The 14,506-nt window shown below is 75.0% G+C and carries 14 protein-coding genes; 7 read left to right on the top strand and 7 right to left on the bottom strand.

The window, feature by feature from the left end:
* Window positions 1-327 precede the first annotated feature (327 nt).
* Window positions 328-603 (top strand): hypothetical protein, encoded by a 276-nt coding sequence (locus tag AB0O19_RS36545; RefSeq protein ID WP_363589091.1) that lies wholly within the window; start codon window positions 328-330, stop codon window positions 601-603.
* A 104-nt stretch (window positions 604-707) separates the two neighbouring features.
* On the opposite strand, the gene AB0O19_RS36540 is transcribed toward AB0O19_RS36545, so the two are convergent.
* A complete protein-coding gene (locus tag AB0O19_RS36540; RefSeq protein WP_363625880.1) occupies window positions 708-2,033 on the bottom strand; it encodes a cytochrome P450 in 1,326 nt (441 codons plus the stop codon).
* Between the two features lie 244 nt (window positions 2,034-2,277).
* Here AB0O19_RS36540 and AB0O19_RS36535 point away from each other — a divergent pair, with 244 nt between their 5' ends.
* Entirely contained in the window at window positions 2,278-3,381 is a 1,104-nt protein-coding gene (locus tag AB0O19_RS36535) for an NADH:flavin oxidoreductase/NADH oxidase (protein ID WP_363625878.1), read from the top strand.
* Window positions 3,382-3,793: 412 nt separating this feature from the next.
* On the top strand, window positions 3,794-4,549 hold the full coding sequence (locus AB0O19_RS36530) for a hypothetical protein (RefSeq protein WP_363625876.1): 756 nt from the start codon (window positions 3,794-3,796) through the stop codon (window positions 4,547-4,549).
* A 30-nt stretch (window positions 4,550-4,579) separates the two neighbouring features.
* On the opposite strand, the gene AB0O19_RS36525 is transcribed toward AB0O19_RS36530, so the two are convergent.
* Complete coding sequence (locus AB0O19_RS36525) at window positions 4,580-5,713, bottom strand: HAMP domain-containing sensor histidine kinase (protein WP_363589083.1); 1,134 nt, start codon at window positions 5,711-5,713, stop codon at window positions 4,580-4,582.
* The gene (locus AB0O19_RS36520) at window positions 5,710-6,381 is read right to left on the bottom strand and encodes a response regulator transcription factor (protein WP_363625882.1); all 672 of its coding nucleotides are present in this window, start codon (window positions 6,379-6,381) and stop codon (window positions 5,710-5,712) included. Before AB0O19_RS36520 ends, AB0O19_RS36525 begins: the two co-directional genes overlap by 4 nt.
* Window positions 6,382-6,570: 189 nt before the next feature.
* Between AB0O19_RS36520 and AB0O19_RS36515 the strand changes: the two genes are divergently transcribed.
* Both AB0O19_RS36515 and AB0O19_RS36510 read left to right on the top strand, forming a co-directional pair.
* A complete protein-coding gene (locus tag AB0O19_RS36515; protein ID WP_363625874.1) occupies window positions 6,571-7,221 on the top strand; it encodes a M15 family metallopeptidase in 651 nt (216 codons plus the stop codon).
* Window positions 7,222-7,413: 192 nt separating this feature from the next.
* Window positions 7,414-8,337 (top strand): endonuclease/exonuclease/phosphatase family protein, encoded by a 924-nt coding sequence (locus tag AB0O19_RS36510; RefSeq protein WP_363625872.1) that lies wholly within the window; start codon window positions 7,414-7,416, stop codon window positions 8,335-8,337.
* Between the two features lie 48 nt (window positions 8,338-8,385).
* Here the strand turns inward: AB0O19_RS36510 and AB0O19_RS36505 are convergent, their stop codons facing one another.
* The 4 genes from AB0O19_RS36505 to AB0O19_RS36490 form a co-directional block, all read right to left on the bottom strand.
* Complete coding sequence (locus tag AB0O19_RS36505) at window positions 8,386-9,408, bottom strand: hypothetical protein (protein WP_363625871.1); 1,023 nt, start codon at window positions 9,406-9,408, stop codon at window positions 8,386-8,388.
* A complete protein-coding gene (locus AB0O19_RS36500; RefSeq protein WP_363589075.1) occupies window positions 9,405-10,295 on the bottom strand; it encodes a hypothetical protein in 891 nt (296 codons plus the stop codon). The genes AB0O19_RS36505 and AB0O19_RS36500 overlap by 4 nt, the downstream gene beginning before the upstream one ends.
* A complete protein-coding gene (locus tag AB0O19_RS36495; protein WP_363625869.1) occupies window positions 10,292-11,224 on the bottom strand; it encodes a hypothetical protein in 933 nt (310 codons plus the stop codon). The genes AB0O19_RS36500 and AB0O19_RS36495 overlap by 4 nt, the downstream gene beginning before the upstream one ends.
* 87 nt (window positions 11,225-11,311) lie before the next feature.
* Window positions 11,312-12,220, bottom strand: a complete 909-nt coding sequence (locus AB0O19_RS36490) for a hypothetical protein (RefSeq protein ID WP_363625867.1) — start codon at window positions 12,218-12,220, stop codon at window positions 11,312-11,314.
* Between the two features lie 335 nt (window positions 12,221-12,555).
* Here AB0O19_RS36490 and AB0O19_RS36485 point away from each other — a divergent pair, with 335 nt between their 5' ends.
* Together AB0O19_RS36485 and AB0O19_RS36480 are read left to right on the top strand one after the other, a co-directional pair.
* Window positions 12,556-13,524 carry an ATP-binding cassette domain-containing protein gene (locus AB0O19_RS36485; RefSeq protein WP_363589069.1) on the top strand — a complete coding sequence of 323 codons (969 nt, stop codon included), beginning with the start codon at window positions 12,556-12,558 and terminating at the stop codon, window positions 13,522-13,524.
* Window positions 13,521-14,372: an ABC transporter permease gene (locus AB0O19_RS36480; RefSeq protein WP_363625865.1), complete on the top strand. Its 852-nt coding sequence runs from the start codon at window positions 13,521-13,523 to the stop codon at window positions 14,370-14,372. Before AB0O19_RS36485 ends, AB0O19_RS36480 begins: the two co-directional genes overlap by 4 nt.
* Window positions 14,373-14,506: the final 134 nt, after the last annotated feature.

Below are 14,506 nucleotides of genomic sequence, written 5' to 3'. Positions count from 1 at the left end.
CGACGCGCACCGGGTCACTATCGCAGCACCACCGGTTTGATCGTCAAGTCGCCGGCCGGCACCCACGCGCCCACCCCGGCCGTGAGCAGCCACCGGGCAGCCCGCCACCGATGGCCGCGGCGCCGCGCGGGCGAGGCGCTCCCCGGGCTCCGGCGGGCCGCCCGTCACCTTCTCGGCGCGGCGATGGGGGGCCCGGGTGAACCGGTAGCCCCGGACAGCCATCCCCGGTCGCGCTCCGCATACGAATGTGTGTGGATGGTGACAGGCCGCCATTTCGTGGCGGTCCGATCGACCATCACCACCCTTATCTGGAAGGGCTCTTCCCCCATGCGTACTGCGCGCCGTGTCCTGACCGTCTCCGCCCTCTGCCTCCCGCTCGTGCTCGGCGGGGCGACCATCGCCTCCGCCGCCACGCCCGACAACATCCCCTCCCTGAACTACGACCACGGGGCGTTCTCCGTCGGCCCGAACGGCAGTGCCCTGCACATCACCGACGTCCAGTTCGGTCCTGACGGCGCCTCGTTCCTCGACGCCGCCGTCGCGGTGGGCCCCAACGGCGTCGCCGGCTACGCCACCGAGACCGGTATCGGCATCGGGGGCTGATCCCCGCCGCTCCCCCATGCCGGGTGCCCCGGGACGGTTCGTCCCGGGGCACCCGCACGTCCGGGGGCCGGGCCGCGCGGGGCGCGCCGGCGGGTGCGCGGCGCTCACCCCGCCCGGCGCGGGCTGACGAGCATGCGGATGTCGTCGGCCGCCCAGAGGACGAACCGTTCGGCCGGGACCACCCGGTGGCCCGGCACGGGCCGAAAGCGCAGGCGCTTGAGGAGGACGGCCAGCAGCAGTTCGCACTCGACCATGGCCAGGGCGGCGCCCTCGCAGCTGCGCGGGCCGAACCCGAAGGGGACCCAGGCCAGCCGCGCGCGTCCGGCCGCCTGCTCCGGGGCGAAGCGCTCGGGGCGGAACCGTTCGGGCTCGGGCCAGTGGTCGGGGTTCAGGTGGACGGCCCAGAACGGGTAGAAGACCACCGCCCCGGCGGGGACCTCGTACGCGCCGAGGGTGAGCGCCTGGGTGGTCTGGCGCGCGCCGTACGGGCCGGGCGGGTAGAGGCGCATCGACTCCTGGAGGACCGTCCGCAGGTACGGCAGGCGCCGCAGGTCGGCGTACCCGGGGGCCGCGCGGTCGCCGAGGACGCGGTCCAGTTCCCCGGTGACGCGTTCGGCCGCCCCGGGGTGGCGGCCCAGCAGGTGCAGGGTCCAGGAGACGGCCACGCCGGTGGTGTGGTGGGCGGCGAGCATCGCCGCGAGGACGGTGTCGCGGATCCGGGCGGGGCGCTCGCCGGCCTCGACCAGTGCGCCGACCAGGTCGCTGCGGTCGGCGCGGGCGCCGTCGCGGTGGGCCGCGATCACCCGGTCGACCGTCGCGCGCAGGAGGGCGAGCGCCCGCGCGGTCCGCTCGGCGCGCTCCTGCGGGTCGACGGCGGGGGGCACCTGGTAGAGCCGTTCCAGGTAGTCGGCGAGCACCTCCTCGAAGGCGGCGGCGACGACGTCCGGGCCCTCCACCTCGCCGCCCAGCGCGTACGCGCAGATCATCCGCAGGGACAGGGCGGTCAGGTCCTGCTGCAGCGCGACGGCCTCGCCCCGCGCGCCCCGCGCGGCCCAGCGGTCCGCGAGGCCGGTGGCGAGCGCGGTGAAGCGGTCGAAGGCCTGCTCGTGCGAGGGGCGGCCGGCCAGGACCGAGAGCAGGGTGCGGCGCCACGGGGCGTGTTCGTCCGCCGGGAGCACTTGCAGGTTGCCGGCCTCGAACAGCGGGTCCAGGAAGGAGAACAGGCGCTCGGGGCGGCGGTCCAGGTGCGCGGTGGCCTCCAGCAGCACCGGGTCGGCGACCGACACGGCCGTCTCGGCGCCGGGCAGCTGGAACCGCGCCACGGGGCCGTACTCGGCGTGCAGCCACAGCTGGTAGGCGTGCAGCCCGCCGGCCTGCGCGATGGCGCCGACCCCGCCGTCCGGCCGGGGGTCTGGACCGGGGATCTTCATCGGACCTCCTGGTGACGCATGGTCGGATGCGCCGCCCGGACGGTGGACGCGGGCGGCGGGCCCGGGGGCCGTGGGGACCAGGATCGCGTGGGAGCGGGTCCGCCGGCAGGTGGCGACACCGGATGAAATGGCCAGCGCTTGCAAGCAATCAGCGTGCACAACTATTGTGGCGTCACGCAAAGTGCACTTGCAATCATTCGAGAAGGTTTCCCCCGGCCCCGCCTCCGCCGACAGGAGTCCGCCCATGAGCACCACCCTCTTCACCCCCTACACCCTGAGGACCCTGGCCGTCCCCAACCGCGTCTGGATGGCGGCGATGTGCCAGTACAGCGCCGCTCCGGACGGCGACGCGGCCGGCGCCCCGACGGACTGGCACTTCGCCCACGTCGCGGCCCGCGCCACCGGCGGCACGGGGATGATCATCATGGAGGCCACCGCCGTCAGCCCCGAAGGCCGCATCACCCCCTACGACCTCGGGATCTGGAACGACACCCAGGTCGCGGCCTTCCGGCGGATCACCTCCTTCCTGACGGCACAGGGCACCGTGCCGGCCCTCCAGCTCGCCCACGCCGGCCGCAAGGCGTCCACCGAGCGCACCTGGATCGACCGCGGCCGCGCCCTCGCCCCGGACGAAGCCCACGGATGGACGCCGCTCGCCCCCAGCGCCCTCCCCTTCGCCCCCACCCGGACCAGGCCCGACGAACTCACCGAGGAGCAGATCCGCGGGATCGTCCGGCAGTTCGCCGACGCCGCCCGGCGCGCGCTCGACGCCGGCTTCCGGGCCGTCGAGATCCACGGCGCCCACGGCTACCTGATCCACCAGTTCCTCTCCCCCCACAGCAACCACCGCACCGACGCCTACGGCGGCTCCTTCGAGGGCCGCATCCGCTTCGCCCTGGAGGTCGTCGACGCCGTCCGCTCGGCGTGGCCCGAGGACCTGCCCGTCCTCTTCCGCATCTCCGCGACCGACTGGCTCACCGAGAACCCGCAGGACGGCCGCACCGGGTGGACCTCGCAGGACACCGTCCGCCTCGCCAAGGAACTCCTGGCCCACGGCGTGGACCTGATGGACGTCTCCACCGGAGGCCTCGTCCCCGACGCCACGATCCACGCCGGACCCGGCTACCAGGTGCCCTTCGCCGAGGCCGTGCGCAGCGGGGCCGGCATGCCCGTGGCGGCCGTGGGCCTGATCACCGACCCCGTCCAGGCCCAGGACATCCTCGCCGCCGGCAGGGCCGACGCCGTCCTGCTCGGCCGCGAGCTGCTGCGCGACCCGTACTGGGCGCGCCGCGCCGCCGCCGAACTCGGCGCCCGGGTCTCCACCCCCGTGCAGTACCACCTCGCGTAGCGGCGCCCCGGTACGGGCGGCCGGGGGCTCACGGCGGGCGACTACCTCGACGCGTACGTCCTGGAGTGGACGCTGCACCATCTCGGCCCGGTCGCGTTCCTGCCCGGGGTGCCGGGGCCGCCGGCGCAGGGGCTGCGGCGCTCGCGCGCGCTGCTGGCGGGGATCGCCGGGGCCGCGTTCCCCGCGTCGTTCTCCGACCGGGACGCGCTGCTGGTCGGGACGGGACGGCGCGCCCCCACCGGTGCGCAGCGGGCGCACCGGGCGCTCTGGCGGGGCGGTTGCCGCTGGTCCTGGGCTGATCGGCGGCTGGGCGGCGTCGGAAATTTTTGTCGGGTCCCTGTCTAGTTCGCTTGCGTCCTGGTGTGGTGGGATGTGCCCGTCACGGGATTGAGGGCGCTGACGGGGGTGCGCGGTGAGGGGTGGACGGCTGTGCGGGCTGGACGGGGACGCGGCGCGGCTTGCCGCGGCGGGCCTGGTCCGGCTGGGTGCGCAGGAGTGGGTGGGCGACGCGGCCGGGGCTCCGGCGTGGCTGGGGCGGATGCGGGCGGCGTCGTTCGCGGACGCCTGGCTGGCGTTCGGCGAGCCGCCGGTGCCGGGGCTGCGGGTGCCGGCCGGGGAGGTCCTGCGGGCGCTCGCGTACCGGGCGGCGGAGCTGGTGCTCCAGGCCCGCGAGGGGGACGTGCCGGCGGTGCTGGAGTGGCTGGGCCGGCGGTCGGCGGAGGCCCGTGAGCAGGCGGGCCGGGCGGAGGTGACGCACCCGGCCGAACCGGCCGCGCTCGCCCTGGTGTGGCACGGCGTCCAGGCGGTCACCGCCGGGGACGGGGACGGGGGCGGGGGCGGGGACGCTTCGGCGCACGGCCGGGAGGCGCACGGTCGGGAGGCGCACGGTCGGGAGGCCCAGGGCCAGGAGGCTGAGGGCCGGGAGGCGCACGGCCGGCGTATCGACGAGCGGGGCGAGGCGTACGTCCGGGAGCGGCACCGCCGCCGGGACACCCTGGCGCTGATGCTGGCCTGTGCCCGGATCGCGGCCGCCGCGCTGGTGGAGTCGTGCGGCGGCGATCCGGGCCGGGTGGACGGGTGGCTGGAGGAGGACGCGGCCCGGTACATGGCGCTCGGCGGCCCGGCGCCGCTGTGGGTGCCGGGCCGGCCCGGGCAGCCGACGGGGTGAGGCCGGGGCTCGGCGGGACGGCGGCCGGGCTCAGCGGGCGGGGAGGCTGAGGGTGGCGTGCAGGCCGCCGCCGGGGGCGGGGGCGAGGCCGAGGTCGCCGTGGTGGGCGTCGGTGACGGCCACGACGATGGCCAGGCCGAGGCCGTGACCGCGGCGGGCGGGGTCGGACTGGGCGGTGCGGCCGCGACCCCGCAGGAAGGGCTCGGTGAGGGTGGGGACGGTCTCGGGGGCCAGGCGGGGGCCGGTGTTGGTGACGGCGAGCCGGACCCGGCCGGGGCGGTCCGGATCGGCCCCGGTGGTGACGGTGACGGATCCCCCGGTCGGCAGGTTGTGGCGCAGCGCGTTCTGCAGCAGGTTGACGGCGGCCTGGCGCAGCAGGACCGGGTTGCCGGTGGCGGGGGCGGGCCGGCAGTCGGTGGTGACGGTGACGCCCAGGGCGGCGGCCTCCTCCTGGACGGCGGCGAGGGCGTCGCGGGTGGTGCGGGCCAGGTCGAGGGGTTCGAGTTCGGGGGCGGTGTGGCCGAGGTCGGCGAGTTGGAGGAGGGCTTCGCTGATCTCGATGCCGCGCTGGTTGGTGTCCTGGAGGCGGGCGACGAGGGTGGTCCAGTCCTGGCGGGCCGGGTCGGCGGCGGCGACCTGGAGCATGGTGCGGGTGATGGCCAGGGGGGTGCGCAGTTCGTGGGAGGCGTTGGCGGCGAAGCGCTGCTGGGCGTCGAAGGAACGCTGGAGGCGTTCGAGCATCTCGTCGAAGGCGTCGGAGAGGTCGGTGAACTCGTCGCGGGGGCCGGCGAGGGCGATGCGGTGTTCGAGTGCTCCGCTCGCGGCGCGGTGGGCGGCCCTGGTGATGTCCTGGAGGGGCCGCAGGACGCGGCCGGCGATGAACCAGCCGCCGATCGTGCCGACGGCGGTGAGCAGGGCCAGGGCGTAGCCGGAGATGGTGAGCAGGGAGCGGAGGATCTCCTGGCGGGAGGGGGCGGAGAGGCGGTCGCGGGGGTTGGAGGAGGTGAGCGGGTAGTTGGGGATGTAGCGCATGCCGACGTAGACGACGGCCAGGCAGAGGGTGCCGGTGATGACGGCGAAGAGGGTGTAGCTGAGGGTGAGCCGCAGGCGGGCGGTCAGGCGGCGCGGTCGCGGCGCGGGGCGGGTGCGGGGCGGGGCGCTCACGTGGGGGTGCCGTCGGTGAGGCGGTAGCCGACGCCGGGCACGGTCTGGATCACCCAGGGTTCGCCGAGTCGTTTGCGCAGGCCGGAGATGGTGATGCGGACGGCGTTGGTGAACGGGTCGGCGTTCTCGTCCCAGGCGCGTTCGAGGAGGTTCTCGGCGCTGATGACGCCGCCGCGTGCGGTCATCAGGACCTCCAGGACGGCGAACTGCTTGCGGGAGAGGGCGACGTAGCGGCCGTCTCGGTAGACCTCGCGGCGGAAGGGGTCCAGGCGCAGTCCGGCGTATTCGAGGACGGGGGGCGCGGCCTGGGCGGGGCGGCGTGCCAGGGAGCGCAGCCGGACGACGAGTTCGGCGAGGTCGAAGGGTTTGGTCAGGTAGTCGTCGGCGCCGAGTTCGAAGCCGGCGACCTTCTCGTTGAGGCGGGCGGCGGCGGTGAGCATGAGGACGCGGCAGCCCAGGCGGTGCTCGACGATGGTGCGGCAGACGTCGTCGCCGTGGGTGCCGGGGATGTCGCGGTCCAGGACGACGACGTCGTAGGTGTGGACGGCGAGGCGTTCGAGGGCGGTGTCGCCGTCCGTGACGATGTCGCAGGCGATCGCCTCCAGGCGCAGGCCCGCCTGGACCGCCTCGGCGAGGTAGATCTCGTCCTCCACCACCAGGACCCGCACGCGCTGTTCTCCCGTCCCGCTCTTGCTGTCGTTGCTGTTGCCGTTGCCGTTGCCGTCCATTGGACACGAACGGGCCTATCGAAAACGTATCGGCTAGTGCAGACGTCCTGGTAACACCGCTTTTCCTTCCATGGTGTGGCCGCCGGGTTTCCCCGTCGCGGCGAAAGTGACGAGCGCCGGGAGGCAGGGATGGACGGGACGACGCGCCAGGAGGCGACGCGGTGGCGGCCGGTGGGGGGCGGCCGGCGGGCGGTGGCCGTGGGCACCGGGGCGGTGGTGGTGCTGGCGCTGGCCGGCGCCTGCGCGGCCGCCGATCCGCCGGCGACCGAGGCGGCGCTGCGGACCCTGGCGGCCACCGTCGCGCCGTTCTCCTCCTCCCTCGCTCCGGGGTCCGGTTCCTCGGCGGGGGCGGACGGCGACATTCCCGACGGCACGACGCTGACCCCGTTCGACACCGGGGCGCCGGCGGTGGGCAACCTGGACGGGCCGCTGCTGGCAGCCGTCCAGCAGGCCGCCCGGGACGCGCGCGCCCAGGGCATCGAGATGACCGTCACCTCGGGCTGGCGCAGCAAGGAGTACCAGCAGCGGCTGCTCGACAAGGGGGTGGCCAGGTACGGGAGTCTGGAGCGGGCCAGGCAGTTCGTGAACACGCCGGAGAAGTCGGCGCACGTCTCGGGCAAGGCGATCGACATCGGTCCGACCAATGCCGACTACTGGCTGATCCAGCACGGCGTGCGGTACGGGCTCTGCCAGGTGTACGCCAACGAGATCTGGCACTTCGAGCTGCTGACCAGCCCTGGCGGGACCTGCCCGGCGCTGTTGCCCGACGCGGCCGGGTAGGGGGCGTTCATGATCCGATCGCAGGAGGGGCTCGCGCCGGGGGCGGGGGCGGTCTCAAGGCCGGGAGCGGTGGCGGGGGCGGGACAGGGGACGGTGGGGGGCGCCTCGGCGGGTGTCTCCCGCCCGGGCGGCCGTCGATGCCGTCGGCGGCGGCGGCGGCGCGAGCCGGTCGGGCGCTGGCGGCGCGGCCGTGTGGCCGCCGCCGTGGCCCTGCTGACCGCTCTCGCCCTGGCCGGTCACCGGCGGGTGCCGAGCCTGGGCGTCCAGTTGGGGAGCCTGTGGGAGAGCGCCCTGCCCTGGGCCGGTGTCGTGGTGCCCGCCGTCCTGCTCGCCGCCGCGCTGCGGCGAGCGCCGGTGCCGGCGTGCGCCGCGGTGGTGCTGGCCGCGGTGTGGGCCGTCGTGCTCGGGCCGGTGCTCGCCGGCGGCGGGCCGCCGCCGGGGGGCGGTGCGGGCCCGACCGGCGGTGCGGGCCTGACCGTGGTCACCCACAACGTGAGCGCGCAGAACCCGGACCCCGCCGGCACGGCCCGGGCGCTGCTCGCCGCCCGCCCCGACCTGGTCGCCCTGGAGGAGGTCACCGACGCCGCGCTGCCCGTCTACCAGCGCGTGCTGGACGCCGAACTGCCGCACCGCACGCGGATCGGCACCGTCGCGCTGTGGAGCCGCTACCCGGTGACCGACGCACGGCGGCTGACCATCGACCCGGGCTGGAGCCGCTCACTGCGGGCCGAAGTCCAGGCGCCTGGTGGGCCGTTGGCCGTGTACGTGGTCCATCTCGCCTCCGTCCGGCTCAACGTCACCGGCTTCGCCACCGCTCACCGCGACCGCAACCTCGCCGCGCTCGGCGCCGCGCTGGACGAGGAGCCGCTGCGCCGGGTGCTGCTGCTGGGCGACCTCAACACCGCCGCCGGGGACCACGCGCTCACCCCGGTCACCAGCCGGCTGAGCTCCGCGCAGGACAGCGCGGGCGGCGGCTTCGGGTTCACCTGGCCGGCGGTCTTCCCGCTGGCCCGGATCGATCACGTCATGACCCGGGGCCTGCCCGCCACCGCCGCCTGGACCCTGCCCGCCACCTCCAGCGACCACCTGCCCGCCGCCGCCCGGCTGACGGTGTGAGGGGCGTGCGGGCGGCGGGCGCGGGGGCGGCGGGCCCGGGGGCCGGTGTCAGGCGAGGAGGTCGGACTGGAGGGTGACCACCTGGCGGAAGGCCGCGTCCGGGACGCCGTCGGGGTTGGTCATGGTGACGACGGCGACGAGGTCGGAGGCACAGAGGTAGGCGATGCGGGCGTTCGGGGTGCCCTTGGCGCCCTTCGCCGAGCTCTCCTGGGCGTCCAGGTGGACGCCCTCGACGGTGTCCCAGGCGCTGTGGGAGGTGCTCTTCGCGCCGGGCAGGGCATTGGGCTTGGCGTCGGAGCGCAGGGAGGAGAAGACGTTCCAGGACTCGAAGGAGGCGCCGAAGCGCAGCAGCCGGATCTGGGTGCGGGTGCCGTCGGAGGCCGTCCACTCCCGGACGGTGGCCGCCCGGCAGGCGTCCTGCAGGAGCAGCGCGCGGAGCTCGGCCGGGTCCCGCTGCTCGGCGAGGATCGCGTCGCAGGTGACCCAGTCGGCCGGAGCCTGGCCGGCGGGGGCCGTGGACGGGCTCGCGCCCGCCGACGCCGAGGCCGACGTGGAGGCGGAGGCGGTCGGGCTCGGGGTCGCGCTCGCCGACGGGGTGCCGGTGGCCGAGGCGGTGGGAACCGGGTAGAGCGCCGGGGTGAGGCTGCCGCCGGCCTCCTTGGGGGCGGGCAGCAGCAGGTAGCGCAGGTCCGCGGCGTGCAGGGCGTTCTTGCCGCCCGTACGGTCCGGCGTGCTGCTGCCGGAGGGCAGTGGCGGCAGCGTCAGCGGCGGGAAGGTGTAGCGGCCGTCGCCCGGGGTGGCCAGGCCGGGCAGGTCGGTGCGCTCGGGGGCGGTGACGGCCAGCGCGGCGCCGGTGCCCGCGAGGGCGAACACCAGGGTGGCGGTGGCCCAGCGCGCGGCCGCCCTGCGGCGGGCGCTGCGCCGGGCGAGGCGGGCCTCGTGCTCCTCGGGGGTCTCCGCGGCGGGAGCGGCGGGGAACTCGGCGAAGGTGCCCGCGGGGGTCTCGACGGCGGCCTCAGCGGGGGTCTCGGCGGGGGCGGCGGGCTCGTGCGGGGTTGCGTGGTCGGTCATGCGGACGCTCCCGGGCGGGCGAGGCGGTCGAGCTGCAGGGTGAAGAGGGCGACGATCCGGTCCTTGGGCAGCGGTGCCACGCCCTCGACGTTCATGACCACCAGGAGGTCGCCCTCGGCGGCCGAGCACTCCAGGTAGTCGATCGGCGCGGACGGCGGCGCCGGCATCAGGTAGCAGTGCGCCTCGGGGTGGCCCGGGATCTCCGGGCCGATCCGGAACAGGCCGGTGTCGCCGGTGAAGACCGCGGTGTACTCGTTGAGCTTCTGCACTTCCTGCTGGTTGAACTGGCGCAGCTTCAGGCCGACCACCAGGTCGTCCTCGCTGGTCCGGTACGTCCGCACGCCGGTGGCCTTGACGTGCAGGCCCTCCCAGTAGGAGCGGAGCTTGTCGCGCTTGTCCTTGGGGATCTGCTGGAGTTCGTCGTCCAGTTCGGCGGACAGGAACTCGGCGCCGAGTTCGGTGTCGTTGCCGTAGCCGCCCTCGTCCGGGCCGGGTTCGTAGCCGGCCGGGACGGGCAGCAGCAGGTCGCGCAGCGAACCGAAGTGGTTGCCGTTGGACTTGGCGCCGAACGGCGTGGCCGTCGCGGTCGGGACGGGCGCGGCGGACGGCCCGGCGGCGACGGCCGGGGCGGGGTCGTCGTACTGGGTCTTGATGATGCCGACGCCGATGGCCACCCCGGCCAGCGCCGCCGCTGCCGTCGCGGCACCCGCGCGCAGCAGGCGGCGGGAGGCGGGGCGCGGGGCGGCGGGATCGGCGGCGGTCGGCGCGGCGGGATCGGCGGCGAACTGCTGCTCGGCGGCGGACTGTTCGACGGCGGCCGGGGCCGCCTCGGGGGCGGTCGGCGCCGGCGTGGCGGCCGGGGTCCCGGTCATGCTGTTGTCGGTCATACCAGCCGCTCCCATTGCTGCTTGGCGAGGTCCTTCACGACATCGGGGTTCACCGGCTTGGGGTCGAAGACCTCCACCACCATCGCCACCGTGCCGCGCTGGGCTACGGCCTGGCCGTAGTAGTACCGATCGGCGCTGTCGGCCCAGTACCTGGGTTCCTCGTCCACCCGGTAGCCGCCGTTGGCGCCGTCGGCGAACGGCTTCAGGTTGCGGGTGGTGCCGACGGCGTGCGTGGCGGCTTCGTTGGCGCGGTCCGGCGCGTACTGGACCAGCGACACGCGGTACCTGGTGTCGCCCTTCTTCCAGTCCACCTCGGCCGCGCGCCGGAAGCCCCGGGAGTTCAGGTCCTTGAAGTCGCGGACCGCGCTGTCGCTGTGCTCGGCGAGCTCGCCGACCGACACCCAGCTCGGCTTGTCCGGGAATTCTCCCCAGGCGGCGCTGCCGTCCGGGGCACCGATCAGCAGTTTGAGCAGGTCGCCGTCGATGGCCAGCGGCTTGGGCTGCTGGGCGGCGAAGGCGGTCGGGTCGACCGCCACGGCCGGGTAGGACGGGCGCGCGACCTGGATCGGCGGCAGCGGCGTCGGCGGGCGCTGGGCCTGGACGGCGTAGCCGACGCCGCCGCCGGCCAGGGTGCCCAGCACCAGGCCGGACACCGCCAGCAGCACCGGGCGCGGGCGGCGCGGGGCGCGGGGCGCCCGCTCGGGGGCGGGCGGCAGGAGCTCGGAGGCCGGCGCGTCGGACGGGAACGCCTCGGCGGAGGGCGGCGGTTCGGTGGTGAACTGCGGTGCGGTGAAAGGCAGTTCAGCGGCGGGCAGTTCAGCGGCGGGCGGTTCGGTGGCGGGCGGTTCGGTGGGCGCGGTGTGGGGCCGCGGCGGGGCGGCGGGCGCCGGCGCGGTGCCGGGCGGGGGCAGCGCGGGTTCGGTGGTCACGGGGTGGCTCCAGAGGAGGGTGGGAAGGACGGCGTCGGGACGGGCGGCGGCGCGGGTTCAGCCGCGTTCAACCGCGTTCAGCTGCGCTCAGCCGCCGGAGGCGAGCCACTCGCGCTGGCGCTTCATCAGCCCGCTCAGCAGCGCCTTGTCCGGTGTCCCCTTCACCTCGACGTCGATCGTGTACTGGACGTCGCCCTGGCTGGAGATGCCGGTCATCGAGCCGGTGTACGCCTGCTGCTTGGGCTTGTGCAGGTAGCCGTGGGCGTTCGGGTCGCCGTCGATGTCGATCGGGTCCTGCGACTTGAGGGTGTATCCCTGGACGAACTCGCGCGCCATCGAGGTGGAGCCGAAGCGCAGCAGGGTGACGGTGACCTCGGCCTTGCCGTCGGCCGTCCGGTACATCCGGGTGGCGCCCGACCGGTAGCCGTACGAGCCGAGGATGTCCATGATGCCGTCCTGCTTGCCGAACAGGTCGGCGACGTCGTCGTTGGTCATGGTCATCCCGTCCGCGGGCCCGTACGACTCGCCGCCGTCCGGGATCGGGAGCAGGAAGTAGCGCAGGTCGCCCTCGTGCTTGCCGCCGTTGACGGTCCCCTTGACGGTGCTGGCCGGCTTGGGGGTGGTCGGGGCGGCGGTGGGCGTCGGCACCGGTAGCGGGGTGGCGGAGGCCGTCGGGCTCGGGCTGGAGGCGGTGGTGGTGGCCGGCGCGGGTGCGGCGGCGGCGGCCGGGCGGGTGTCCGGCCTGCCGACGGCGACGGTCACCGCGGCGCTGGTCGCCGTGACGGCAAGCAGGCCGGCGGTGGCCAGCGCGACGCCGACGGCGCGCGGCAGCCGGCGCGCGGCCGGTTCGGGTGCGGCGGCGTGCTGCGGCGCAGCGTCGGGCTGCGGTACGGCGGGGTGCTGTGGCGCAGCGGGGTGCTGCGGCACGGCGGCCGGTTCCGGCGCGGCGTCGGGCTGCTCCGGAACGGCGGCTGTTTCGTTTTCGGGCGCGGACAAGGAACTCCCCCGGGAAAATGTGGGATCTCGCGCGCGGACTTCCTCGCAAACCGCTCCCCCGGCGGTTCTCCGGACCGTCCATCACGCGTCTCAGCAGGCATTATGAGAGACCGTTCGCATCGCTGCCAACAAAGTTAATCGCCGCACTCCGGTCCAATACTCGATGAATCGGACACGTCGTGATGTAACCGCAACAGGCGGTCCTGGCGTGGTACCGGGGTACCGTGCCCCCTCCGATGATCGGTCCGGGGTACCACGGATCGCGCCGGCGCCGCGCCTAGCGTGGAGTGTGAGGGAGGCCGGGACGGTCCGGCCCCGGAGCGTAGGGGTGAGCGATGATCGAGGCGCACCAGCTGACGAAGCGGTACGGGGAGAAGACCGCCGTCGACCGGCTCGACTTCATGGTCAAGCCCGGCACGGTCACCGGCTTCCTCGGGCCCAACGGCGCCGGGAAGTCCACCACCATGCGGATGATCGTCGGGCTGGACGCGCCCACCAGCGGCTCGGTGCGCGTCAACGGGCGCCGTTACGCCGCGCACGCGGCGCCGTTGCAGGAGGTCGGGGCGCTGCTGGAGGCCAAGTCGATCCACCCGGGGCGCTCCGCGTTCAACCACCTCATGGCCCAGGCGCACACCCACGGCATCCCGCGCTCGCGGGTGGAGGAGGTCGTCGAGCTGACGGGGCTGCAGTCGGTGGCCAGGAAGCGTGCCGGGGCGTTCTCGCTGGGCATGGGCCAGCGGCTGGGGATCGCGGCGGCGCTGCTGGGCGACCCGGCGACGGTGATGCTGGACGAGCCGGTCAACGGTCTCGACCCGGAGGGCGTGCTGTGGATCCGCAACCTCCTCACCTCGCTGGCCGCCGAGGGCCGCACCGTCTTCGTGTCCTCGCACCTGATGAGTGAGGTCGCGCTGGTCGCCGACCACCTGATCATCGTCGGGCGGGGCCGGCTGCTGGCCGACACCACCGTGCAGGACCTGGTCCGCCAGGCCGGTGGCGACGTGGTGAAGGTGGCCAGCGCCGATCCGGCCCGGCTGCGCACGGCGCTGGCCGGGCCCGGGGTGGAGGTCACCGGCCGTTCCGGTTCGGAGGAGCTCCTCGTCACCGGCCTGGCCGCGCGGGAGATCGGCCTGCGGGCCGCCGAGCAGGGCATCGCGCTGTTCGAGCTCACCACCCGCACGGTCTCCCTGGAGGAGGCGTTCATGGAGCTGACCAGGGACGCCGTGGAGTACCACGGCACCACCACCGCGACCGGGCCCGCCGCCAGTGCGGGTGCCGGCGCCGAGTCCCCGAGGAGCGCGGCATGAGCACCATCGCACCGAGCCAGCCGTCCGCGGCCGCCGACCGGCGGCCCGCGCGCCCCGCCTACCGGGTGACGCCCGTGCGCGTGCTGCGCTCGGAGTGGGCCAAGCTGTGGTCGCTGCGCTCGACCTGGATCACGCTGGGCCTGGGCCTGCTGTTCCTGGTCGCGTTCGGGTTGATCGCCGCGTTCCAGTTCAAGTCGAGGATCACCTCGGGGCGCCCGATGGATCGGGGGGACTTCGCCGACGCCAGTGCCCTGAGCCTGTCTCTGTTCGGCACCAACTTCGCGCAGCTGGCGTTCGGCGTCCTGGGCGTGCTGGTCGCCGCGGGCGAGTACTCCACCGGCATGATCCGCTCCACCCTGGCCGCGGTGCCGCGCCGGCTGCCGGTGCTGTGGTCCAAGGCGGCGGTGTACGGGGTGGTGGTGCTGCTGCTGGGCACCGTCGGGGTGTTCGTCGCCTTCGCGGCCGACAGCGGCATCCTCTCCGGTACCCGCGCGGCGATGACGTTCTCCGACGCCGGCGTCCTGCGCGGCCTGCTGGGGGCCGGGCTCTACCTCGCCCTGGTGGGCGTGATCGGTGTCGCGCTGGGCGCGCTGCTGCGGTCGGTGGCGGGCGGCATCTCGGTGCTGGTGGCCTCGCTGATGCTGGTCCCCGGCCTGATCTCGCTGCTGCCCTCGTCCTGGCAGGACCACATCAGCCCGTACCTGCCCAGCAACGCGGGCCAGGCGATGTTCGCCCTGCACCACGACGCGACCACGCTGTCGCCCGCCGCGGGGCTGGCGGTCTTCCTGCTGTGGACGGTGCTCGCCCTGGCGGGCGCGGCCGTGCGCCTGGTGCGCAGCGACGCCTGAGGGCTGGGAGACTGCGTGGACGTCCCGGTGCGGTGCCCGTTCGAGTCGGGTGCCGCACCGGGCCCGTTTCGTATCCGTTCCGGGGTGAGCTGGACGAAGGTGACGACCGTTTGCGGGTGAGCTGGACGAAGGTG

It is taken from the genome of Kitasatospora sp. NPDC091276 (genome assembly GCF_040684355.1).
Taxonomy (GTDB): Bacteria; Actinomycetota; Actinomycetes; order Streptomycetales; family Streptomycetaceae; genus Kitasatospora.
The sequence above is the reverse complement of the archived record's forward strand: the minus strand, read 5'-3'. Positions and strand labels throughout refer to the sequence as shown.

Coding starts and splice junctions, on each gene's coding strand:
- AB0O19_RS36540 (WP_363625880.1), bottom strand. CDS start 2,033: ATGAAGATCCCCGGTCCAGACCCCCGGCCGGACGGCGGGGTCGGCGCC.
- AB0O19_RS36535 (WP_363625878.1), top strand. CDS start 2,278: ATGAGCACCACCCTCTTCACCCCCTACACCCTGAGGACCCTGGCCGTC.
- AB0O19_RS36485 (WP_363589069.1), top strand. CDS start 12,556: ATGATCGAGGCGCACCAGCTGACGAAGCGGTACGGGGAGAAGACCGCC.
- AB0O19_RS36500 (WP_363589075.1), bottom strand. CDS start 10,295: ATGACCGACAACAGCATGACCGGGACCCCGGCCGCCACGCCGGCGCCG.
- AB0O19_RS36515 (WP_363625874.1), top strand. CDS start 6,571: ATGGACGGGACGACGCGCCAGGAGGCGACGCGGTGGCGGCCGGTGGGG.
- AB0O19_RS36480 (WP_363625865.1), top strand. CDS start 13,521: ATGAGCACCATCGCACCGAGCCAGCCGTCCGCGGCCGCCGACCGGCGG.
- AB0O19_RS36505 (WP_363625871.1), bottom strand. CDS start 9,408: ATGACCGACCACGCAACCCCGCACGAGCCCGCCGCCCCCGCCGAGACC.
- AB0O19_RS36545 (WP_363589091.1), top strand. CDS start 328: ATGCGTACTGCGCGCCGTGTCCTGACCGTCTCCGCCCTCTGCCTCCCG.